At 61.9% G+C, this 22,983-nt stretch carries 22 protein-coding genes; 20 read left to right on the top strand and 2 right to left on the bottom strand.

Annotated features, from left to right (window positions below):
- Nucleotides 1-24: 24 nt before the first annotated feature.
- From mutS to trmB, 19 genes are all read left to right on the top strand, one after another.
- A complete protein-coding gene (gene mutS / locus ACM6UT_RS05955) occupies nt 25-2,676 on the top strand; it encodes a DNA mismatch repair protein MutS (protein ID WP_416796685.1) in 2,652 nt (883 codons plus the stop codon).
- 117 nt (nt 2,677-2,793) lie between these two features.
- A complete protein-coding gene (locus ACM6UT_RS05950; RefSeq protein ID WP_416796431.1) occupies nt 2,794-5,619 on the top strand; it encodes a [protein-PII] uridylyltransferase in 2,826 nt (941 codons plus the stop codon).
- Between the two features lie 2 nt (nt 5,620-5,621).
- Nucleotides 5,622-7,232, top strand: coding sequence for a murein biosynthesis integral membrane protein MurJ (gene murJ / locus ACM6UT_RS05945; RefSeq protein WP_416796430.1), 1,611 nt, complete (start codon nt 5,622-5,624; stop codon nt 7,230-7,232).
- On the top strand, nt 7,229-7,636 hold the full coding sequence (locus ACM6UT_RS05940; RefSeq protein ID WP_416796429.1) for a VOC family protein: 408 nt from the start codon (nt 7,229-7,231) through the stop codon (nt 7,634-7,636). The genes murJ and ACM6UT_RS05940 overlap by 4 nt, the downstream gene beginning before the upstream one ends.
- An 80-nt stretch (nt 7,637-7,716) precedes the next feature.
- Nucleotides 7,717-8,781: a tryptophan--tRNA ligase gene (gene trpS, locus ACM6UT_RS05935; RefSeq protein WP_129333335.1), complete on the top strand. Its 1,065-nt coding sequence runs from the start codon at nt 7,717-7,719 to the stop codon at nt 8,779-8,781.
- Nucleotides 8,782-8,858: 77 nt separating this feature from the next.
- The gene (locus ACM6UT_RS05930; RefSeq protein WP_112686214.1) at nt 8,859-9,350 is read left to right on the top strand and encodes a universal stress protein; all 492 of its coding nucleotides are present in this window, start codon (nt 8,859-8,861) and stop codon (nt 9,348-9,350) included.
- 115 nt (nt 9,351-9,465) lie between these two features.
- A complete protein-coding gene (locus tag ACM6UT_RS05925; RefSeq protein ID WP_416796428.1) occupies nt 9,466-10,029 on the top strand; it encodes a NifU family protein in 564 nt (187 codons plus the stop codon).
- Between the two features lie 28 nt (nt 10,030-10,057).
- The gene (gene tsaB / locus ACM6UT_RS05920; protein ID WP_416796427.1) at nt 10,058-10,702 is read left to right on the top strand and encodes a tRNA (adenosine(37)-N6)-threonylcarbamoyltransferase complex dimerization subunit type 1 TsaB; all 645 of its coding nucleotides are present in this window, start codon (nt 10,058-10,060) and stop codon (nt 10,700-10,702) included.
- A gap of 7 nt (nt 10,703-10,709) precedes the next feature.
- The gene (locus tag ACM6UT_RS05915) at nt 10,710-11,207 is read left to right on the top strand and encodes a GNAT family N-acetyltransferase (RefSeq protein WP_416796426.1); all 498 of its coding nucleotides are present in this window, start codon (nt 10,710-10,712) and stop codon (nt 11,205-11,207) included.
- 41 nt (nt 11,208-11,248) lie between these two features.
- A complete protein-coding gene (locus ACM6UT_RS05910) occupies nt 11,249-11,677 on the top strand; it encodes a Fur family transcriptional regulator (RefSeq protein ID WP_148152877.1) in 429 nt (142 codons plus the stop codon).
- Between the two features lie 30 nt (nt 11,678-11,707).
- Complete coding sequence (gene olsA, locus ACM6UT_RS05905) at nt 11,708-12,505, top strand: lyso-ornithine lipid O-acyltransferase (RefSeq protein ID WP_416796425.1); 798 nt, start codon at nt 11,708-11,710, stop codon at nt 12,503-12,505.
- 48 nt (nt 12,506-12,553) lie between these two features.
- The gene (gene miaB, locus ACM6UT_RS05900; RefSeq protein WP_416796424.1) at nt 12,554-13,945 is read left to right on the top strand and encodes a tRNA (N6-isopentenyl adenosine(37)-C2)-methylthiotransferase MiaB; all 1,392 of its coding nucleotides are present in this window, start codon (nt 12,554-12,556) and stop codon (nt 13,943-13,945) included.
- Between the two features lie 47 nt (nt 13,946-13,992).
- Nucleotides 13,993-15,048 carry a PhoH family protein gene (locus ACM6UT_RS05895; RefSeq protein WP_416796423.1) on the top strand — a complete coding sequence of 352 codons (1,056 nt, stop codon included), beginning with the start codon at nt 13,993-13,995 and terminating at the stop codon, nt 15,046-15,048.
- Between the two features lie 87 nt (nt 15,049-15,135).
- On the top strand, nt 15,136-15,642 hold the full coding sequence (ybeY, locus tag ACM6UT_RS05890; protein WP_416796422.1) for an rRNA maturation RNase YbeY: 507 nt from the start codon (nt 15,136-15,138) through the stop codon (nt 15,640-15,642).
- Between the two features lie 12 nt (nt 15,643-15,654).
- Entirely contained in the window at nt 15,655-16,749 is a 1,095-nt protein-coding gene (locus tag ACM6UT_RS05885; protein ID WP_416796421.1) for a hemolysin family protein, read from the top strand.
- An 87-nt stretch (nt 16,750-16,836) separates the two neighbouring features.
- Nucleotides 16,837-18,426: an apolipoprotein N-acyltransferase gene (gene lnt, locus ACM6UT_RS05880; protein ID WP_416796420.1), complete on the top strand. Its 1,590-nt coding sequence runs from the start codon at nt 16,837-16,839 to the stop codon at nt 18,424-18,426.
- Nucleotides 18,427-18,574: 148 nt separating this feature from the next.
- The gene (locus ACM6UT_RS05875) at nt 18,575-18,994 is read left to right on the top strand and encodes a helix-turn-helix domain-containing protein (RefSeq protein WP_416796684.1); all 420 of its coding nucleotides are present in this window, start codon (nt 18,575-18,577) and stop codon (nt 18,992-18,994) included.
- Nucleotides 18,995-19,163: 169 nt separating this feature from the next.
- Nucleotides 19,164-20,402, top strand: coding sequence for a methionine adenosyltransferase (gene metK, locus ACM6UT_RS05870; protein ID WP_416796419.1), 1,239 nt, complete (start codon nt 19,164-19,166; stop codon nt 20,400-20,402).
- Between the two features lie 8 nt (nt 20,403-20,410).
- Nucleotides 20,411-21,112 carry a tRNA (guanosine(46)-N7)-methyltransferase TrmB gene (trmB, locus tag ACM6UT_RS05865; protein WP_416796418.1) on the top strand — a complete coding sequence of 234 codons (702 nt, stop codon included), beginning with the start codon at nt 20,411-20,413 and terminating at the stop codon, nt 21,110-21,112.
- Nucleotides 21,113-21,115: 3 nt separating this feature from the next.
- On the opposite strand, the gene ACM6UT_RS05860 is transcribed toward trmB, so the two are convergent.
- Both ACM6UT_RS05860 and ACM6UT_RS05855 read right to left on the bottom strand, forming a co-directional pair.
- Complete coding sequence (locus tag ACM6UT_RS05860; RefSeq protein WP_148152886.1) at nt 21,116-21,373, bottom strand: BQ00720 family protein; 258 nt, start codon at nt 21,371-21,373, stop codon at nt 21,116-21,118.
- Between the two features lie 48 nt (nt 21,374-21,421).
- A complete protein-coding gene (locus ACM6UT_RS05855; RefSeq protein WP_416796417.1) occupies nt 21,422-21,847 on the bottom strand; it encodes an Hsp20 family protein in 426 nt (141 codons plus the stop codon).
- A gap of 162 nt (nt 21,848-22,009) precedes the next feature.
- Here ACM6UT_RS05855 and ACM6UT_RS05850 point away from each other — a divergent pair, with 162 nt between their 5' ends.
- Entirely contained in the window at nt 22,010-22,954 is a 945-nt protein-coding gene (locus tag ACM6UT_RS05850; RefSeq protein ID WP_416796416.1) for a nucleoside hydrolase, read from the top strand.
- The last annotated feature ends 29 nt before the right edge of the window (nt 22,955-22,983 follow it).

The following is a 22,983-nucleotide window of genomic DNA, read 5'->3' as shown; positions in this document are numbered from 1 at the left end:
GAGAGCCGTGCGTCGGCAACGCCGATGATGGAGCAGTATATCGAGATCAAGGCGAACAATCCCGATTCGCTGCTTTTCTACCGCATGGGCGACTTCTACGAGCTCTTCTTCGAAGACGCGGTGGACGCCTCGCGGGCGCTCGGAATCACGTTGACGAAGCGCGGCCAGCACATGGGCCAGGAAATCCCCATGTGCGGCGTGCCGGTACATGCCGCGGACGATTACCTGCAGAAACTGATTTCTCTCGGCTTCCGCGTCGCCGTCTGCGAACAGGTCGAGGATCCGGCCGAAGCCAAGAAGCGGGGATCGAAGTCGGTCGTCCGTCGCGACGTCGTCCGGCTCGTCACGCCGGGCACGCTGACCGAAGAAAAGCTGCTCTCGCCGTCCGAATCGAACTACCTGATGGCGCTTTCCCGCATCCGTGGCGGCGCGTCGCCGCAACTGGCCTTGGCCTGGATCGACATATCGACCGGCGTTTTCCGGCTCGCGGAAACGGAGGAGGCGCGTCTGCTCGCCGACATCCTCCGGATCGAGCCGCGCGAACTGATCGTGCCCGACGGCATCTTTTTCGATCCCGAACTGAAGCCCGTTTTCGACGTGCTCGGCCGGGTGGCCGTGCCGCAGCCGGCAGTGCTCTTCGACAGTGCGACCGCGGAGAACCGGCTCGCGCGCTTCTTCGGCGTCGGCACGCTCGACGGCTTCGGTTCCTTCACACGCGCCGAGCTGGCCGCCGCCGCCGCCGCCGTCGCCTATGTCGAGAAGACGCAGATTGCGGAGCGGCCGCCGCTTGGATTGCCTGAGCGCCAGAGCGCCGCCTCGACCCTCTTCATCGATCCGGCGACTCGCGCCAACCTGGAACTCGTGAAAACGCTTTCCGGTGACCGCAACGGTTCGCTGCTGAAGGCGATCGACCGGACCGTCACTGGCGGCGGTGCCCGTTTGCTCGCCGAGCGGCTGATGTCGCCGCTCACCGATCCGCAGCAGATCGCCGAGCGACAGGATGCGATCGCCTTTCTGCTTGCCGAGACAACGCTCGCCGACCGCCTGCGCGATGCCTTGAAGCGCGTACCGGACATGCCGCGCGCCCTGTCGCGGCTGGCGCTTGAGCGCGGTGGCCCGCGCGATCTCGGCGCCATCCGCCATGGGCTTGAGGTCGCCCGCGGTGTTGCAGGTCTCCTTTCGAGGCAGGACCTGCCGGCGGAGCTCGAAGGAGCCTACGACGATCTCGTTCTGCTGCCGGCGGCTCTCGAAGACTTGCTTGCGGCAATGCTTTCCGACGACCTGCCGTTGCTGAAACGCGACGGCGGCTTCCTGCGCGAGGGGGCGATTGCCGAGCTCGACGAGGTCCGGGCGTTGCGTGACCAGTCGCGGAGGGTGATCGCCGGGCTGCAACTGCAATATGCCGAGGAAACCGGAATCAGATCGCTGAAGATCAAGCACAACAATGTGCTCGGCTACTTCATCGAGGTTTCCGCCGGCAATGCCGGCGCCATGACCGACAGCGATGCGGCACGGTCGCGCTTCATTCACCGGCAGACGATGGCGAGTGCCATGCGGTTCACCACGACCGAGCTCGCCGACCTTGAAAGCCGGATCGCCAATGCTGCCGGTCAGGCACTGGAAATCGAGCTGCAGGCCTTCGATCGTATGACGGCGGAGGTCGTTGCCGCCGCCGAACCGATCAAGGCTGCGGCGCGGGCACTTGCGGTGCTCGACGTTGCGGCGGGGCTTGCAGCGCTGGCCGAAGAGCAGGGCTATTGCCGCCCGATCGTCGACGACAGCCGCATGTTCGCGATCACCGCGGGCCGCCATCCGGTCGTCGAGCAGGCATTGAGGCGGCAGGCGCTCAGTCCGTTCATCGCCAACAATTGCGATCTATCGCCGAGCGGCAGTGGCGGTAACGGTGCGATCTGGCTGCTCACCGGCCCCAACATGGGCGGTAAGTCGACGTTCCTGCGCCAGAACGCTCTGATCGCCATCATGGCGCAGATGGGGTCGTTCGTGCCGGCGGGTTCCGCCCATATCGGCGTCGTCGACCGTCTGTTCTCCCGCGTCGGCGCCTCGGACGACCTTGCGCGCGGACGCTCGACCTTCATGGTCGAGATGGTCGAGACTGCGGCGATCCTCAACCAGGCCGGCGACCGCTCGCTTGTGATCCTCGATGAGATCGGTCGCGGCACGGCGACCTTCGACGGGCTTTCGATCGCCTGGGCGGCGGTCGAGCATCTGCATGAGGTCAATCGTTGCCGGGCGCTGTTCGCCACCCATTTCCATGAGTTGACGGCACTTTCCGAGAAGCTCGACAGGCTCTCCAACGTCACCATGCGCGTCAAGGAATGGGATGGCGACGTGATCTTTCTGCATGAGGTGGGGCCCGGAGCTGCCGATCGCTCTTACGGCATCCAGGTCGCCCGGCTTGCGGGACTGCCGGCCTCGGTGGTGACGCGCGCCCGCGATGTCCTGACACGTCTCGAGGATGCCGATCGCAAGAACCCGGCGAGCCAGCTCATCGACGATCTGCCGCTGTTCCAAGTGGCGGTGCGGCGGGAAACGGCGCTGAAATCAGGGCCTTCGAAGGTGGAGGAGGCTCTGCGTGCGCTCGACCTCGACGATATGACGCCGCGTGCGGCGCTCGATGCGCTCTACGAACTCAAGAAACAACTTGGCAAGTCTTGATCGTTAAAATGCCTGTGAAGGGTGCCGGAAAAGCGCTATAGCGCTGTTGCGCCCAGCTCACCATCTATTGCCGGAAAGCCTTGCGGCGGACCTGCCGGGGAAAGCCTGACGACTGACATGACCACGTCCGATCTCGATCTCAGCGAAATCCTCGATGTCGCCGCCCTCACGGAAGAATGCGGGAATGCGGTTCGTGCCAATAGCGGGAAACTGCTGGAGATGCGCTCGGCGCTCCTGCCGATCTTGCGGGCGGCAAGCACGCAAGGGCGGGAGAGGGTGAAGGCGCAGCTCTTTGGCGATGGCAGCGGCATCCGTTGCGCACAGCGGCTCTCCTGGCTGCAGGATCGGATCATCACCATCATCTTCGACTGTGCCGCAACTCAGATCTATCGCGATGCGGCAAAGATAGCGGTCTCGGCCGTCGGCGGTTACGGACGTGGCACGCTTGCGCCGGGATCGGATATCGACCTGCTTTTCGTGTTGCCGGCGAAATTCACGCCCGACATGCACAAGGCGGTCGAGTTCGTGCTCTATCTCCTCTGGGACATGGGCTTCAAGGTCGGACATGCGACCCGCACGATCGAGGAATGCATCCGTCTGTCGAAAACGGACATGACGATCCGCACCGCGATCCTCGAGACGCGCTTCGTCTGCGGTCGGGAAGAGCTGGTGCGGGAACTGCACCAGCGTTTCGATCACGACGTGACCCGCGACACGGCTCCGGAATTCATCGCTGCCAAGCTTGCCGAACGCGACGACCGGCATCGGAAGTCAGGCGACAGCCGCTACCTCGTCGAGCCGAACGTCAAGGAGGGCAAGGGAGGCTTGCGCGATCTGCAGACGCTCTTCTGGATCGCCAAGTACAAGTATCACGTCCGTGACGCCGGCGAACTCGTCAAGCTCGGCGTTCTTTCGAGGCAAGAACTACGGCTTTTCCAGAAGGCCGACGACTTCCTCTGGGCGGTGCGCTGCCACATGCACTTCCTGACCGGCAAGCCTGAGGAACGGCTCTCGTTCGACCTGCAGCCGGAGATCGCCCGCAGCCTCGGTTACCGGCCGCGGCCCGGCCTTTCCGCCGTCGAGCGATTCATGAAGCACTACTTCCTGATCGCCAAGGATGTCGGCGACCTGACCCGCATCTTCTGCGCGACGCTCGAGGAGCAGCAGGCGAAAGCTGCACCCGTGTTGACCGCGATGCTCGGTCGCTTCGCCAACCGCCCTCGCAAGATTCCCGGTACCATCGAATTCATCGAGGACAGGGGCCGCATCGCGCTTGCCGACAAGGACGTCTTCAAGCGCGACCCTGTTTCGATCATGCGCTTCTTCCATGTGGCCGATATCAACGGGCTCGAGTTCCATCCGGATGCGCTGAAGATCGTGACCCGGTCGCTGTCGCTGATCGACAACGACTTCCGGGAAAACGAGGAGGCGAACCGGCTGTTCCTCTCGATGCTCACCTCACGGCGCCAGCCAGGGCAGATCCTGCGACGGATGAACGAGTCGGGCGTGCTCGGACGCTTCATTCCGGAGTTCGGCAAGATCGTCTCGATGATGCAGTTCAACATGTATCATCACTATACCGTCGATGAGCACCTGATCCGGTCTGTCGAAGTGCTGTCGGAAATCGACGAAGGGAAGGCCGAGGACATCCATCCGCTCGCCGCAACTCTCATGCCTGGGGTCGAGGATCGCGATTCGCTCTACGTCGCGGTCCTCCTTCACGACATCGCCAAAGGGCGGCAGGAGGATCATTCCGTCGCCGGTGCCCGGGTCGCGCGCAAACTCTGCCCGCGCCTCGGTCTCAGCCCGAAGCAGACGGAGCTCGTGGCTTGGCTCATCGACGAGCATCTCACAATGTCGATGGTCGCGCAGACCCGTGATATGCACGACCGCAAGACGATCAGCGATTTCGCCGAGAAGGTGCAGTCGCTCGACCGGCTCAAGATGCTTCTGATCCTCACGATCTGCGATATTCGTGCAGTCGGCCCCGGTGTGTGGAACGGCTGGAAGGGCCAGTTGCTGCGAACCCTCTACTACGAAACCGAATTGCTCCTGTCCGGCGGGTTCTCGGAGGTATCGCGCAAGGATCGCGCCAAATATGCCGCCGAACAACTCAGCAAGGCGCTCGGCGACTGGAGCGACAAGGATCGCGTGATGTACACCAAGCTGCACTACGAGCCGTATCTGCTCACCGTGCCGCTGGAAGATCAGGTGCGGCACGCCCATTTCATCCGGGAGGCGGACAGCGCTGGCAAGGGGCTTGCGACCATGGTCCGGACCCATTCCTTCCATGCGATCACCGAGATTACGGTGCTCGCCCCCGACCACCCGCGCCTGCTTTCGGTTATCGCAGGCGCATGTGCTGCGGCAGGCGCGAATATCGCCGATGCCCAGATCTATACGACCTCGGACGGCCGCGCTTTGGACACCATTCTGGTCAACCGTGAGTTCCCGATCGACGAGGACGAAATGCGAAGGGGTGCGACGATCAGCAAGATGATCGAGGATGTTCTATCGGGCCGCAAGCGCCTGCCGGAGGTCATTGCCACCCGCAGCAAGGGCAAGAAGGGGAACAAAACCTTCCCCGTGCAGCCGCATGTGACGATCTCGAATACGCTGTCGAACAAGTTTACAGTCGTCGAGGTCGAATGCCTCGACCGTATCGGTCTGCTCGCCGAGGTGACGGCGGTACTCTCCGACCTGTCGCTCGACATCCAGTCGGCACGTATCACCACCTTTGGGGAGAAGGTGATCGATACCTTCTACGTCACCGACCTCATCGGCCAGAAGGTCACCAACGAGAACCGCCAGGCGAGCATTGTTGCGCGCCTGAAGGCGGTGATGGCCGGCCAGGCTGACGAATTCCGTGACAACATGCCGTCCGGCATCATTGCGCCGCAACCGCAGAAGGGCTCGGTCGCACAGAAGAAGGTCAGGGCCTGAGCATGGGGCTCGTCAGGAAGTTTGCCACCGTCGGTGGCGCGACGCTGGGCAGCCGCATCTTCGGCTTCGCACGCGAGACACTGATGGCGGCGGCACTCGGTACGGGGCCGATGGCCGACGTCTTCTATGCCGCGTTCCGCTTTCCGAACCTCTTCCGCCGGCTTTTCGCCGAAGGTGCCTTCAATGCCGCCTTCGTGCCGCTCTTTGCCAAGGAGATCGAGGCGAATGGTGTCGAGGGCGCCAAGCGCTTCTCCGAGGAGGTCTTCGGCGTTCTATTCACCGTCCTGATGATACTCACGATCGGGATGGAATTGGCGATGCCGCTTCTCGTCTCGTGGATCATCGCGCCGGGGTTTGCCGACGATCCGGAGAAATTGTCGATCACCGTCAGGCTCGCGGCGGTGATGTTTCCCTATCTCATGTCGATGTCGCTGACGGCGATGATGAGCGGGATGCTGAATTCGCTGCATCACTTCTTCGCGGCGGCGGTTGCCCCGATTTTCCTCAACGTCGTGATGATCGGTGCGCTGTTCTATGCCCTCTATACGGGCGCGGAGCCGGCTCTGACTGCATGGTATCTCTCCTGGTCGGTGCTCGCCGCCGGCGTCTTGCAGTTGGCGGTCGTCTACGGCGGCGTGCGTCACGCGGGCATTTCCATCGGATTGCGGTTTCCGCGCTTTACGCCCAACGTCAAACGGCTTCTGGTGCTCGCCGTTCCGGCGGCCGTGACAGGCGGTATCACCCAGATCAACCAGATCATCGGCCAGGCGATCGCCTCGGCGAAGGAAGGCGCCATCGCTGCTCTCCAGTATGCAGACCGCATCTACCAGCTTCCGCTGGGCGTTGTCGGCGTGGCGGTCGGCGTCGTCTTGCTTCCCGAGCTCGCCAGGGCACTGAAGGCCGGCCACACGAAAGAGGCGACCTATATCCAGAACCGGTCGATCGAATTCGTGCTGTTCCTCACCCTGCCTGCGGCGGCCGCGCTCTGGGTTCTCTCCGACGAGATCATCCGGGTGCTCTACGAACGCGGTGCCTTCACCGAACAGAACACCGCGGTCGTCGCTTCGATCCTCGCGATCTACGGCCTCGGGCTTCCGGGTTTCGTGCTGATCAAAGCCCTGCAGCCGGGCTTCTACGCGCGGGAGGATACGCGCACGCCCATGCGGTTCACCGGCGTTTCGGTCGTCATCAATTCGGCGCTGGCCATCTCTCTCTTCCCCTTCATCGCCGAGCGCGGGATTGCCACGGCCGAAGCCGCGGCAGGCTGGGTCAATACCTGCCTCCTGTTTACGACGCTTCTGCGCCGCGGCGATTTCGTCTGGGAATGGGCGCTCGCGAAGAGGGCGGCGCGGCTCGTCGTCGCCTCCGCGGCCATGGCCGGCGTGCTCGTCTATCTCTCCGACCGCTGGAGCGGCTGGCTGCAGCCCGAAACACAACTTCTCACACAGGTGTTGGCACTTGGTGCCCTGATCGCTGTCGCGATGGTCGTCTATTTCGGGCTCGCCTTCGCCATAGGCGGGGCCGATCTCGGCATGATACGGCGCAATCTCCAGCGCGGCGGTCGGAATACCTCCCCGGCGCCCGAAAGCCTGCCTTCGGAGGGTGAGCAATGACCGCTTCCGCTCCCCGACGCCGTCTCGCCACGGTCACGCTGGTCGTGGACGAATACGATCGCGCGAAGGCCTTCTATTGCGGTGTTCTGGGCTTCGAATGCGTCGCCGATACCGAACTGGATGAAGGAAAGCGCTGGCTTGTCGTCGCACCGAAAGGAGGAACCGGTGCTGCCCTGCTGCTCGCCAGGGCAGACGGCGAAAGGCAAACGCAGGCGATCGGAAATCAGGTGGGCGGTCGGGTTGCGTTCTTCCTGGAGACCGACGACTTCGCACGTGATCACGCGATATTTCTCGCAAATGGGGTCCGGTTCCTCGAAGAGCCTCGTCGTGAAGTCTACGGGACGGTCGCCGTCTTTGCGGACCTCTACGGAAATCGCTGGGACCTGATCGAACCCGCCCCTTGATTGTCGCTCGGGCCGCGTGCATAAGCGCGAGCGAGTTTCAATAGCGAGGCCGGGCCCTCCACAAGCCTGTGAGGACGATTATGGGTGAATTCAAGCAGCTGGTTTTTTCCGGTGTTCAGCCGACCGGCAACCTCCATCTCGGCAACTATCTGGGTGCGATCCGCAAGTTCGTCGCGCTTCAGGAAAGCCATGACTGTATCTACTGCGTCGTCGATCTTCATGCGATTACCGCCCAGCTCGTCCATGACGACCTGCCGGGTCAGATTCGCTCGATCACGGCGGCCTTCATCGCGGCCGGCATCGACCCCAAGCAACACATCGTCTTCAACCAGTCGCAGGTTCCCCAGCATGCCGAACTTGCCTGGATCTTCAACTGTGTCGCGCGCATCGGCTGGATGAACCGCATGACGCAGTTCAAGGACAAGGCAGGGAAGGACCGCGAAAACGCCTCCCTCGGGCTGCTCGCCTATCCGAGCCTGATGGCGGCCGATATCCTCGTCTATCGCGCGACGCATGTTCCCGTTGGCGACGACCAGAAGCAGCACCTTGAGCTGACGCGCGACATCGCCATGAAGTTCAACATGGACTTCATGCAGAAAATTCGTGCGGCCGGCCTCGGGACCGACATCCTGGTCGGCGACGAGCCGGTCCATGCCTATTTCCCGATGGTGGAGCCGATGATCGAGGGGCCGGCACCGCGCGTCATGAGCCTCAAGGATGGAACCAAGAAGATGTCGAAGTCGGATCCTTCCGACCTTTCGCGCATCAACCTGCTGGATGACGCCGAAACCATTTCCAAGAAGATCCGTAAGGCCAAGACGGATCCCGACGCGCTGCCGAGCGAGGTCGAGGGGTTGAAGGGCCGGCCGGAAGCCGACAATCTCGTCGGCATCTTCGCGGCACTTTCCGACCGCTCGAAGGCGGACGTCCTGAAGGATTTCGGTGGCCAGCAGTTCTCGGTCTTCAAGCCCGCCCTCGTCGATCTTGCCGTCGAGGTGCTCGCACCCGTCAACGGGGAAATGCGTCGCCTCATGGGCGATCCAGGCTATATCGACAGCGTCCTTCGCGACGGCGGTGCCCGCGCAGGCGCCCGGGCCGAAAAGACCATGAAGGAAGTCCGCGACATCATCGGCTTCGTGCAGTAAGGTCGCGAACGAGCCGGACAGGTTGGCCGGAACCTGTCCGCGGGCGGATCAACGCAGTCCGGCGGCGGGGGATGCACATGGTTTCGACGCGCCTGTCACGCCTTGAGGGACACCGGCGAAAATTTCTGGCGGTCATCGACAATACGCCGGAATGCTACCGGGCACTCCATTATGCCGGACGGCGCGCGAAGAATTCGAACGGCGGTCTCGTCCTGCTCTACATCATTCCCGAGGGCGACTTTCAGCAATGGCTGGGCGTCGAGGAAATCATGCGGGCAGAGGCGCGCGAGGAAGCCGAAGCGACAATGGCCAAGGCCGCGCAGACGGTCCGGGAGACCATCGGGACGGAGCCGGAGATCGTCATCCGCGAGGGAAGTCCCGCCGCGCAGATCAATGCGGTGATCGAGGAGGACCGGGACATCGCGATTCTCGTCCTGGCCGCCGGTTCGACCAAGGAAGGGCCTGGACCTCTTGTCTCGATGATCGCCGGTCGCGGCGCTGCCTTCCCGATTCCGGTGACCGTGCTTCCCGATTCCCTGACGAACGAGGAAATCGACGCCCTCTGCTGAACCAGGGATAAATCGCGGCACTACCATTCGTGCTTGAAGCGGAAGCCGATTGGCCCTATTTCATTTTGAAGAATTCTAAAACTCGATGACGGCCCGAGGCCGTTAGGAGGAAACAATGTTCATCCAGACCGAAGCTACGCCGAACCCGGCGACCCTGAAGTTCCTTCCGGGCAAGGTCGTCATGGAAACGGGAACGGCCGAATTCCGCGATGCCGAGAGTGCGGTCGCGTCGCCGCTCGCCGTCCGTCTCTTCGATGTCCCGGGCGTGACCGGCGTCTTTTTCGGCTACGATTTCATCACCGTCACCAAGGACGGCCCCGAATGGCAGCATCTGAAACCGGCGATCCTCGGCACAATCATGGAACACTTCATGAGCGGTGCGAAGGTCATGGCGGCGTCCGCCGCGACGGGCGCCGAAACGGACGGTGAGGAGTTCTTCGATGCCGGCGACGAGACGATCGTGGCGACCATCAAGGAGCTTCTCGAAACGCGGGTTCGTCCGGCTGTCGCCCAGGATGGCGGCGACATTACTTTCCGCGGCTTCAAGAACGGCAAGGTTTACCTGAACATGAAGGGCGCATGCTCGGGATGCCCGTCATCGACCGCGACGCTGAAGCATGGCGTGCAGAACCTCCTCAGGCACTTCATCCCCGAAGTCCAGGAAGTCGAAGCGGTCTGACGCCGCACGGCATTTTGGGGGATGATGCATGATCGTTCTGGCAATCGACACGGCGGGCGTGGATTGCTCGGCCGCCGTCTACGATAGCGACAAGGGTGCGGTGCTCGGCCAGGCGACGGAGACCATCGGTCGCGGGCACGCTGAAAAGCTCATGGAAAAGATCGATGCGGCGCTTGCAGAAGCCGGCCTGCCGCTCGAGGCTGTCGAGCGCGTCGCCGTGACTGTCGGTCCTGGATCCTTCACCGGTATCCGCGTGGGTGTCGCCGCCGCCCGCGGACTGGCGCTCGCGCTCGGAATTCCGGCCGTGGGCGTGTCGACGCTCGCGGTGCTTGCGGCGGCAGAGACGGGCGCGCCCCCCGTTGTAGCGGCGATCGATGCCAAGCGCGACGAAATCTATATCCAAGCCTTCGACCAGACGGGGCCCATTGGTGAGGCGACAATCGGGAACATCAAAGACGCACAAAATCTCATCGGAAGACTTGGCGCACGGGTGACCGGTTCGGCTGCTCCGCTGCTTGCCGGCAACCCCGTCGAGACGCAGCCGGACCACTTCCCGATCGCGATCGTTGCAAAGTTGGGAGCGGCGGGAGACCCGATGGGAAGACCGAAACCACTTTATCTCCGTGGGCCGGATGCCAAGCCGCAGGCCGGATTTGCAATTGCACGAGTGTGACGACCTGATGCGCGAAGCCTATTTTACCCGTAAGCCCGAATTCGAAATCGTCGAGATGACACGCGAGCATTGTGCTGCAGTTTCCGTCCTCCACGGCCAGCGCTTCGCGCGGCCTTGGGGAGATGGCGAATTCCTGAGCCTGCTGTTGCAGCCGCACACGTTCGGCTTCGTGACGTGGCAGACGAATACGTTGATTTTCAAGCCGCCGCTTGCGGGTTTCGTGCTGGCGCGCGAGACTGCGGGAGAAGCAGAAATCCTGACGATCGCCGTCAACGAGAAGCTCGGGCGCCACGGTCTCGGCTGGCGGCTGATGCAGGCGGCAATTCGGGAAGCACGTGCCCGCGGCGGCGAGACGATGTTCCTTGAAGTGGACGACGGCAATGCCGCTGCACTCGGGCTCTACAACAAACTCGGCTTTCAGAAGGCTGGCGAGCGGCCGGCCTATTACGCCGACCAGCAAGGTCGCCGGTCCTCCGCGCTTGTCATGCGGCGTGATCTCCGATAGTTGCCTTGGATTACCGTTGAACGCCGGACTCGCGTGCTGCCATGAGCGAACCCGTAAAATCGCTTCAAGATCTTTGTGTCGAGCGCGGCATGCGCATGACCGAGCAGCGGCGTGTCATCGCCCGGATTCTCGAAGAGTCGGACGACCATCCGGATGTCGAGGAGCTTTACCGGCGTTCGTCCGCGGTGGACTCTCGCATATCGATCTCGACGGTCTATCGTACCGTCAAACTGTTCGAGGATGCGGGCATCATCGCGCGCCATGATTTCCGCGATGGTCGATCCCGTTACGAGACGGTTCCGGAAGAGCATCACGACCACCTGATCGATCTGAAGACCGGCAAGGTGATCGAGTTCCATTCTCCCGAGATCGAGGCGCTCCAGGAACGTATCGCCCGCGAATACGGTTTCCGTCTCGTGGATCATCGCCTCGAACTGTACGGCGTGCCCCTCAAGAAAGACGACAACTGACGCGATGGTTCGGCTTCCGGAGAAGCAGCATTGATCACCTCGCTACGGATCGGTTTCCTCCTCTTCGTGATCATGGTCTCGACTCTTCTGCTTGCTCCGCTCCAGGTGGCAGGTCTCGCTTTTGACTGGAGAATCCGCCGGCGACTGCCGCGTCTGTGGCATCGCATCGCCTGCCGGATGCTTGGCATCCGCATCCATGTCCACGGCCGGCTCGACAGTCGCAGACCCTTGCTGCTGGCGGCGAACCACGCCTCGTGGAAGGACATACTGGTGCTCGGCGCCCTTGCCGATGTCGTCTTCATCGCCAAGAACGAGGTGAAGACCTGGCCTGTCTTCGGTCTGCTCGCGCGGTTGCAGAAAAGCATTTTTGTCGTGCGGGAAGAAAAGCGCCGCACCGGCGACCAGGTCAACGAGATCGCGGAACGCATGGCCGATGGCGAGATCGTCGTGCTGTTTCCCGAGGGTACGACCTCCGACGGAAACCGGCTTCTCGAGGTGAAGAGTTCGCTGTTCGGCGCTGCCGCGGCAGCCCTTCCGCTCGCCCCGCAGGGCGTGGTTTACGTGCAGCCGGTTGCGATCGCCTATACACGTGTCTACGGCCTGCCCATGGGGCGTTTCCATCGTCCGCTTGCGGGATGGCCAGGAGACGTTCCGCTGCTGCCGCATCTGATCGGCGTGCTCAAGGCGGGGGCGCTCGACGTCGATGTAAGCTTCGGCGAAACGGTCGAGTATCGCGAAGGCGACAAGCGCAAGCAGTTGAGTGCAGCTATCGAGGGTCGTATCCGAACGATGCTGCTCGATCACCTGCGCGGACGGCATCCCGGCTGAATGTATTTTAGGGTTTCAACAGGCACAGAAAGCCACTAAATAGCGGCCATGAACCAGGACAGCATAGTATCAACGGAAACTAAACTCGGCGAGCCGGGCACGTCCCGGAAGGTCTTCATCAAGACCTATGGCTGCCAGATGAACGTCTACGACTCCGGCCGTATGTCCGAAGCGCTGGCGGGCGAAGGCTACGTGGCGACCGAGGACATGCAGGAGGCCGATCTTGTCCTCCTCAACACCTGTCATATCCGCGAGAAAGCCGCTGAAAAGGTGTATTCGGCGCTGGGCCGTCTGCGCGACATGAAGAGCGAGAGGCAGGCCGAGGGTCGCGAATTCATGATCGGTGTCACCGGCTGCGTCGCCCAGGCCGAAGGCGAGGAGATCATTCGACGCGCGCCGTCCGTCGACGTCGTGATCGGGCCGCAGACCTATCATCGCCTTCCCGAGGCGCTGAGACGTGCACGTTCCGGCCGGTCGGTCGTCGATACCGAATATGCGGTAGAGGACAAGTTCGAGCATTTGCCGGACCAGTCGAAGGCAATCTCGGCCAGGCGCAACGTCACGGCCTTCCTGACGGTCCAGGAGGGATGCGACAAATTCTGCACCTTCTGTGTCGTACCCTATACGCGCGGGTCCGAGATATCTCGCCCGATGCAGCAGATTGTGCGCGAGGCTGAAAAGCTCGTCTCGGCCGGCGTTCGGGAACTCACCTTGCTCGGGCAGAACGTCAATGCCTGGCATGCCGAGGGAGAGAACGGCGAGCGACTGGGGCTCGGCGACCTTCTTTATCGCCTTTCCGAAATTCCCGCGCTCAAGCGCCTGCGGTATACGACCAGCCATCCACGCGACATGGATGACCGACTGATCGAGGCGCATCGCGACCTCGACATGCTGATGCCTTATCTGCACCTGCCGGTACAGTCCGGGTCGGACCGGATCCTGAAGGCGATGAATCGACGTCACAAGGCCGCCGATTACATCGCCCTCGTCGAGCGTATCCGCGCGGCACGCCCGGACATTGCCCTTTCGGGCGACTTCATCGTCGGCTTCCCTGGTGAGACGGAGGAGGATTTCCAGGCCACCCTCCGGCTCGTGGAAGCCGTGGGATATGCTCAGGCATTTTCCTTCAAGTATTCCTCGCGACCGGGCACCCCGGGCGCCGACATGCCGGACCATGTGCCGGACGATGTAAAGGCCGAACGGCTTGCGCGGCTGCAGGAACTGCTGCTCAGCCAGCAACATGCATTTGCCCGGTCCTGCGTCGGTAAAACGATCGACCTTCTCCTCGAAAAGCCGGGGCGGCTTCCCGGGCAACTCATCGGCAGGTCGCCGTGGCTGCAGTCCGTGAATATTGATGCAAAAGACGTGGAGATCGGTGACACTATAAAGGTACGAATCACCGGAACCGGCCCAAACAGCTTGTTTGCCGAGGTGGTATAGAGTTAAAGTGAGGGCTTGATACTCATCCTCAAGGGAGTCTGACCCGCTTGAACGAACAGGAAATGGTTTCCTCACCCTCGCGCCACTCACCGGCTGCTGCGACCGACGCCAATCATTTCATCTTGACGTTCGAGAACAACCGCTTCGCCAGCGAACTCTTCGGGCAATTCGACCAGAACCTCAAGCTTCTCGAGGAACGATTGCACATCGACGCCAGAGCCCGCGGCAACTCCGTCGCGATTTCCGGTGACGTGCAGGCGACCAATCAGGCACGCCGTGCGCTGGATTTCCTCTATGCGCGGCTCCAGAGTGGCGGAAGTGTCGAGAGTTCCGATGTCGAAGGGGCGATCCGGATGGCGGTCGCGACCGACGACCAGTTGACGCTGCCTACGCTCGAACGCAAGGCGAAACTCACGATGTCGCAGATCGCGACGCGCAAGAAAACGATCGCCGCGCGCACCCCGACGCAGGATGCCTACATGCGGGCGCTCGAACGCTCCGAGCTCGTTTTCGGCGTCGGCCCCGCGGGTACCGGCAAGACCTATCTCGCGGTCGCCCACGCGGCGCAGCTGCTGGAACGCGGCTTGGTGGACCGCATCATTCTTTCGCGCCCCGCGGTCGAAGCGGGCGAGCGGTTGGGCTTTCTGCCGGGTGACATGAAGGAGAAGGTGGATCCCTATCTGCGGCCGCTTTACGATGCGCTTTACGATATGATCCCCGGCGACAAGGTCGAGCGGGCAATCACGGCCGGCGTCATCGAGATCGCGCCGCTCGCCTTCATGCGCGGACGGACGCTGTCGAACGCAGCCGTCATTCTGGACGAGGCTCAGAATACGACCTCGATGCAGATGAAGATGTTCCTGACGCGCCTCGGCGAGAACGCCCGGATGATCATCACGGGCGACCCGAGCCAGGTCGACTTGCCGCGCGGTGTGAAATCGGGTCTCGTCGAAGCCCTGCAGATCCTTCGGAGCGTCGAGGGGATTTCCATCGTCCGCTTCAAGGACGTCGACGTTGTCCGGCATCCGCTTGTGGGCCGGATCGTGCAAGCCTATGACACCCAATACGCGGTGCAGGACGAAAGTGAGCAAACCGACCGCTAGTGTGGGGCTTCTGGCGTTCGCGGCAACATCGGCAATATCGTGCCGCAGCGGACTTCGGGATCACGACACGAGCGCGGCTTAAAGAGAATGCAGGAACTCGACATACAAATTTCCATCGAGGACGATGGCTGGCCGCCGGAGCCTGCGTTGCAGGCTTTATGCAAGAGAGTTCTCGGTGCAGCGGCTGACTATCTCGCCGGCAACGAGGGACAGCCATTCCCCGACATGATCCCGGAAGTGTCGCTGGTCTTCACCGACGATGCGGCGATCCGCGAGATCAACGCGGAGTGGCGAAATCAGGACAAGCCGACCAATGTCCTCTCTTTTCCCGCATTTCCCCTTGTTCCCGGGGGGATGCCAGGGCCTATGCTTGGGGATATCGTGATCGCCAGGCAGACGGTGGCGCGCGAGGCGGATGAACTCTCGAAGACTTTCGAGGAGCACCTGACCCATCTTCTGGTGCATGGCTTCCTGCATCTGTTCGGCTACGATCACATGGATGCGGGCGAGGCCGAGATTATGGAAGGGCTCGAGACTCGCATTTTGGCCTCACTTGGCCTATCTGATCCCTATGCGGGGCAAGACCCGATCTGACAGTATGGAATGATGAGCGATTTTACAGCAAGAACGACCGTCGACACAGCGGACGGAGACGGCGCCTCTGATGAGGGTGGGAGTCCTATAAAGCCCGAGAGTACGGGCAGGGCGCCGACGTCCTTCTGGGCGCGCGCGGCCCGCATTCTCCGGCCACTGCACGCGACGAACCTACGGGAAGATCTCACCGACGCGCTTCTGGCGGATTCCGGTACGAACGAGGCTTTCTCCCCCGAAGAGCGGGCGATGCTCCACAATATCCTGCGTTTCCGCGAGGTGCGCGTGGAAGACGTGATGATCCCCCGCGTTGACATCGAGGCAGTCGATCAGAGGACGACCCTCGGCGAGCTGATGGCGATCTTCGAGGAATCGGGACGCTCGCGCATGCCGGTCTACCACGAGACTCTCGATGACCCGCGCGGAATGGTGCACATCCGCGATCTCCTGTCCTATGTGACCAAGCAGGCAAAGAACGGTGCGGATCGTGCTATGCTCGATCTTGGCTCCGTCGATCTTTCCAAGACCGTGGTCGACGCCGGAATCGTGCGGCCCGTCCTCTTCGTGCCGCCGTCCATGCTCGCCTCCGACCTTCTGAACCGCATGCGGGCCGCGCGCACGCAGATGGCACTCGTCATCGACGAGTACGGCGGTACCGATGGCCTCGTCTCGCACGAGGACATCCTCGAAATGGTGGTCGGCGACATCGAGGACGAGCACGATGACGAGGATGATGCCAAGGTTGTTCGTCTCTCCGAGGATGTCTTCGTCGCCGATGCGCGGGTTGAACTCGAAGAGATCGCGGGCATCATCGGCTCTGATTTCGACGTCCGGGAACAGAGCGAGGATGTCGATACCTTGGGCGGCCTGATTTTCTACGCTCTCGGGCGCATTCCCGCGCGCGGCGAGGTCGTCGAGATACTTGCGGGCTTCACGTTCCACATCCTTGATGCCGATCCGCGACGCATCAAACGCGTGCGCGTCACGCGCAAGCGCCGGCCACAGCAGTCTGCTGCTGCCGGTGCCGACATCGCGTCGGAGGTCCACACGTCATCGTCTATCCGCCCGGCGTCTCCAACCCGGCCGGTCGAGTCCGACCCGGCCGGCTGAACGCTTCCTTCCCGCCCTCCGCGCGACAAATCTGCCGAATTTTGGAAGACTGCGGCGGGTTGATTCGCGACAGGGAAAGGAAAACGCATGGAGCGGCTGGCGGGCAGGATCATGCTGTTCTGGGGAATGAAGAGGGCAGCGCTGGCGGTGTTGGCCGGTGTGATCGGAGCGCTCGCCCTGCCGCCGTACGGCTTCCTTGCGGCTCTCTTCGTTGCATTTACGCTGCTCGTGTGGCTTCTTGACGGGACAGCCAGTCATCCGCAGAACGGCACGTCCTTCAGCTTGCGGTCGGCCTTCCTTGTCGGCTGGCTCTTCGGCTTCGGCTATTTCGTCGCCGGTCTCTGGTGGGTCGGCCACGCGCTGCTCTTGGAGGCCGACGAATTTGCCTGGGCGCTGCCGCTCGCGGTCGTCGGATTGCCCGCGGTGCTTGCCGTCTTCTACGGTTTGGCGACCTTTGTCGCGCGGCTTTTCTGGTCCGACGGTTTCGGGCGGATTCTGGCGCTTGCAGCAGGCTTCGGACTGGCCGAATGGCTGCGCAGTTTCGTCGCAACCGGCTTTCCGTGGAACGCGATCGGCTATGGTGCAATGCCGATCCCGTTGATGATGCAATCCGTACACGTCCTTGGCCTCTTCGGCGTGACGACGCTCGCCGTTCTCGTCTTTTCGGCGCCTGCCTTGCTCGGCACGCGCCAAGGGGCGGTGCCGGGCCTTGCGATCGCCACGGGCCTGTTCCTGCTCCATCTCGGCTACGGAGCCTATCGTCTGTCGATGCCGGAGGTGGGCGATGGCAAGCAACTGACGGTCCGGCTCGTCCAGCCCGCGATCGACCAAGCGAGGAAGCTTGCAAACGACGATCGCGATGCGATCTTCAAGATGCATCTGGAGCTCTCTGCTTTGCCTGTCACCGACGGCCGAAAGCGGCCCGATGTCATCGTCTGGCCGGAAACCTCCATTCCCTTCATCCTGACAGAAAACCCCGACGCCCTCACGAGCATCGCCGATGTGCTGCAGGAAGGACAGGTCCTCGTCACGGGCACGGTCCGGTCGGAGACGCAAGGAGCCGGTCGTCCGCCGCGCTATTATAATTCGATCTACGTGATCGACGACAAAGGGCAGATTGTCGCCGCCTCCGACAAGGTTCACCTCACGCCTTTCGGCGAGTACGTGCCGTTCGAGGATGTTCTCAGGCGTATCGGTTTCGACAATCTGATCAGTCTGCCAGGCGGGTTCTCCGCGGCCGCCGATCGCACGATACTTGCGCTGCCTGGGGGCGTGAAGCTCTATCCGCTGATCTGCTACGAAGTCATTTTTCCCGCGGAGATGACGGGTGACTGGGCGGAGGCGGGCGCCGTTCTCAATGTCACGAATGATGCCTGGTTCGGTCGCACACCCGGTCCGTACCAGCACTTTCAGCAGGCGCGGGTGCGGGCCGTCGAGAACGGCTTGCCCCTGATCCGCAGCGCCAACAACGGAATTTCCGCCGTTATCGATGATCGGGGGCGGACTTTTTCGGGCCTTTCACTCGACGTGCAGGGCGTTGAGGATGCAACTGTAAATATTGATTCAGGCGCCAAATTAGGAAACAACTTCCGAGAGCGCAACTTTTGGATGATATGGGCAGCTGTCGTCATAGGTGCGGTCTTTTCACGCATGGGTTTTATTTTCGGGAAGAATTGACCAAAAACCCCTAAAAATGCATAGTGAAGAAACCATCAATCTGTACGTATGCTTCGAGTTCCGTCTGTTGGCATCACAACGCCTCGTTATGGTCTCTGCAAGCAAACCGGGTTGTCGGTCCTTTGCCAACTTTTGTCAGGATCACATCATGATCGAGAATAAGAAGAAGCCGAACCCGATAGACATTCACGTCGGAAGCCGGATTCGTCTTCGTAGAACCATGCTTGGGATGAGCCAGGAAAAACTGGGCGAGAGCCTCGGCATCACTTTCCAGCAGATCCAGAAGTATGAGAAGGGTACCAACCGCGTAGGTGCCAGCCGTCTGCAGAACATTTCGAGCATTCTCAACGTGCCGGTTTCCTTCTTTTTCGAAGATGCACCGGGCGAGCATGGAAATGTTGCTGCCGGCATGGCGGAAGCGTCGAGCTCCAACTACGTCGTGGATTTCCTGTCCTCGTCGGAGGGCCTGCAGCTCAATCGTGCTTTCGTGAAGATTGCCGACCCGAAGGTCCGCCGCAAGATCGTCGATCTCGTCAAGGCGCTGGCGGCCGAAGCAGACGGCGAATGATCTTTCTCGTCTTGGGGGGCGATGGAAGGCGGCCTTTCGGGGCCGCCTTTTTTCGTCTGACGACGGCTTGGAGTGCACACATAAAGATATATTTATGTCGTTGTGTGCTTGTTTTTCAGTCGCGAACTGAATAACAAGAATGCGGCTTGTTCTTTGAGGGGAATCCCGCATGCGCGCTAATTATCTTTTTACAAGTGAATCCGTGTCAGAAGGTCACCCGGACAAGGTCTGCGACCGAATTTCCGATGAAATTGTTGATCTGGTGTACCGGGAGGCGGCGAAGACCGGTGTAGACCCCTGGGGAGTGCGCATCGCCTGCGAGACCCTTGCGACGACCAATCGTGTCGTGATCGCCGGGGAGGTCCGGCTGCCGCCGAGCCTCATGAAGAAGGACAAGAACGGCAACGAAGTCATTAATCCCTCCAAGTTCAAGTCGGCGGCCCGCAAGGCGATCCGCGACATAGGCTACGAGCAGGATGGCTTCCACTGGAAGACGGCGAAGATCGACGTTCTGCTGCACTTCCAGTCCGCCCATATCGCGCAGGGCGTCGACAAGGCGGCCGACCATGCAAACAGCGAAGGCGCGGGCGACCAGGGCATCATGTTCGGCTATGCCTGCCGCGAGACTCCGGACCTCATGCCGGCGCCGATCTATTATTCCCATCGCATCCTGCAGCTGCTCGCCGCCGCCCGAAAGAAGGGCGAAGGCGAAGCCGCCAAGCTCGGCCCTGACGCCAAGAGCCAGGTCACCGTCCGCTACGTCGACGGTAAGCCCTCCGAGATTGTCTCCATCGTGCTGTCGACGCAGCACCTCGACGAGAGCTGGGACTCCGCCAAGGTTCGCTCTGTCGTGGAACCGTATATCCGTGAAGCGGTCGGCGACCTCGAGATCGCCGACGACTGCAGCTGGTATGTAAACCCCACCGGCAAGTTCGTGATCGGTGGCCCGGACGGGGATGCGGGCCTCACCGGCCGCAAGATCATCGTCGATACCTATGGTGGCGCGGCCCCTCATGGCGGCGGCGCTTTCTCCGGAAAGGACACGACGAAGGTTGACCGCTCGGCTGCCTATGCAGCGCGCTATCTCGCCAAGAACGTCGTGGCCGCCGGGCTCGCCGATCGCTGCACGATCCAGCTTGCCTATGCGATCGGTATCGCCCAGCCGCTTTCGATCTATGTCGACCTGCATGGTACCGGCAACGTGAGCGAGGAGCAGGTCGAGGCGGCGATCCGCAAGGTCATGGACCTTTCTCCCTCGGGTATCCGCCGGCACCTCGACCTCAACAAGCCGATCTATGCGAAAACGGCCGCCTATGGTCACTTCGGGCGCAAGCCGGGCCGCGACGGTTCCTTCTCCTGGGAGCGTCTCGATCTGGTGAAGCCGCTCAAGGATGCCGTGAAAGCCTGATACCGCCGATGACCTCCTCCGAACGCCGCAGCCGGGCGACCGAAGCTTTCTTCGGTCGCCGAAAGGGAAAACCCCTTCGGGAGCAACAGCTCGAACGCATGGGCAATTTGCTCCCCGCGCTGCGCGTCGATCTTTCCGCTCCGTCGCCCGAGAGGCTCGAAGAGCTTTTTCCCGTGCCGGTCGAGAGACTGCGGCTGGAGATCGGCTTCGGCGGCGGGGAGCACCTTGTGCACCGCGCGACCGAAACGCCGTCTACCGGCTTCATCGGCGTCGAACCCTTCGTCAATTCGATGGCGAAACTGCTGGCGGAGGTCGAGGCCAGGGAGCTCCGTAACATTCGCCTCTACGACGACGACGCAACCGCGCTTCTCGACTGGCTACCGGATGCCAGCCTGGACCAGATCGATCTCCTCTATCCCGATCCATGGCCCAAGAAAAAGCACTGGAAGCGGCGGTTTGTCTCGCAAGCCAATCTGGCGCGCTTTCACCGTGTGCTGAAGCCCGGCGGGCTTTTCTGCTTCGCCTCGGACATCGATACCTATGTCAACTGGACGCTTGTGCACTGCCGCGACCACGGCGGCTTCGAGTGGACGGCGAGAAATGCAGCAGACTGGAAGACGCCGTTTACCGGGTGGCCGGGCACGCGTTACGAAGCAAAGGCCCGGCGTGAGGGCCGAGGCTCGGCCTATCTCACATTCCGCAAGATTTGACCGTCAGTGCAGGCTGACGGTCTGGAGCTCGTCCTCGGCAGCCTTGTAGAAGGTGCTGGACCGGTTGTCGGTGAGTAGAATCGGAGTGCCGTCGGCACCGAACAACGCCCAGAGATCGAGTCTCGGATCGACCTCGGGAGCCTCGGGAAAGCAGCGCGAAATCTCTTCGAAGCGCATTTTCCGGATGTAGCCGACTTCGCCTGTGCCAAGATGCGCCAGTTCGGATTGCGTCAGTCGGGCGTTTGCTTCTTTCAGTAACATTCCGATCCTCCACCGATTAGGGAGCAACGGCTCATCAGGCCGTTGCCCCTATTGTGCCGTCGAAATGTTAATTTTCTTCACCACTTGCGCCGGTTCCGGCCGGACGAGATCGATTGACAAAAGTCCATTTTTCAGTGTTGCTCCAAGGACATCCATGCCTTCCGCCAGCAGGAAAACCCGTTGAAACTGGCGGGCGGCGATGCCCCGGAACAGAAAGTCTCCGTCTGCACGCTCGGCTTGCCTGCCCCGCACTGTCAGCCTCTTGGCCTGCAGTGAGACGTCGAGTTCACTTTCGGAAAAGCCTGCGACGGCAAGGGTGATTCGCAGCCGATCGAGGTCGCTGCCGGTCTTGCGCAACCGCGCGATATCATAGGGAGGATACCCGTCATTTGCCCGGGCGATTTGGGCGAGGACCGAGGCGTCCGACTCGAAGCCCAACAGCAAAGGGGTCGCGAGCGGTTTCAGGCGGCTCATCCATCGTCCTCGTCTCGGCGTCGATTCTGCGGCAGGCACAGGTCGGTACTGCCAATCTCCATATGGAGTGAGGCGTTGTCGTCCGCAAGTGTCTCCGCGCTTGACAAGGCTCGCCCGCGCCCGCATCACGCGCTGCGATAACGGAGTCGAGGTGACCGAGGAATGACTGCGCGCAGAAAAATCATAATTGATACGGACCCGGGACAGGATGACGCCGCTGCCCTCATGCTGGCGTTCGGCAGTCCCGAGGAGATCGAGGTGCTCGGGATATGTGTGGTCGCCGGCAACGTGCCACTCAGGCTAACGAGCCGCAACGCCCGCATCGTGTGCGAATTGGCGGGACGCTCCGACATTCCCGTCTACGAAGGGGCAGAGAAGCCGCTTGAACGGCCGCTGGTGACCGCCGAGCACGTCCACGGCAAGACCGGGCTCGACGGAGCCGTGCTCGACGAGCCGACAATGGCCGTTCGCCCGCAGCACGCGGTCGATTTCATTATCGAAACACTGCGTCGCGAGGAAGAGGGGACCGTCACGCTCTGTACCTTGGGACCGCTGACCAATATCGGTCTGGCGTTGCGCAAGGCGCCTGATATCGCGCCCCGCGTCCGCGAGCTCGTGATGATGGGGGGTGGTTTCTCCGAAGGAGGCAACATCACGCCGGCCGCCGAGTTCAATATCTTTGTCGACCCTCAGGCAGCCGACATCGTCTTCCGCTCGGGTATCCCGATCGTGATGATGCCGCTCGACGTGACCCACCAGCTCATGACGACGAAGGCGCGGGTCACGCGGATTGCCGCGATCGGCACCCACCCGGCCAAGGTGATGGTCGACTGGCTCGAATTCTTCGAGCGCTTCGATGTCGAGAAGTACGGTTCGGATGGCGGCCCGCTGCACGACCCGACGGTGATCGCCTACCTGCTGAAGCCGGAACTTTTCACCGGGCGCAACTGCAACGTCGAGATCGAGACAACCTCGGAACTCACGATGGGCATGACCGTGGTCGACTGGTGGCGTGTCTCGGGGCGTACACCAAACGCCCGGGTCATGCGCCACGTGGATTCAGACGGTTTCTTCGATCTTTTGACGGAACGTCTCGCACGGCTCTGAAAATGAAAAGGCCGCGGACCGATCCCGCG

This window comes from Ciceribacter azotifigens (assembly GCF_048159625.1).
GTDB lineage: Bacteria > Pseudomonadota > Alphaproteobacteria > Rhizobiales > Rhizobiaceae > Allorhizobium > Allorhizobium azotifigens.
The sequence above is the reverse complement of the archived record's forward strand: the minus strand, read 5'-3'. Positions and strand labels throughout refer to the sequence as shown.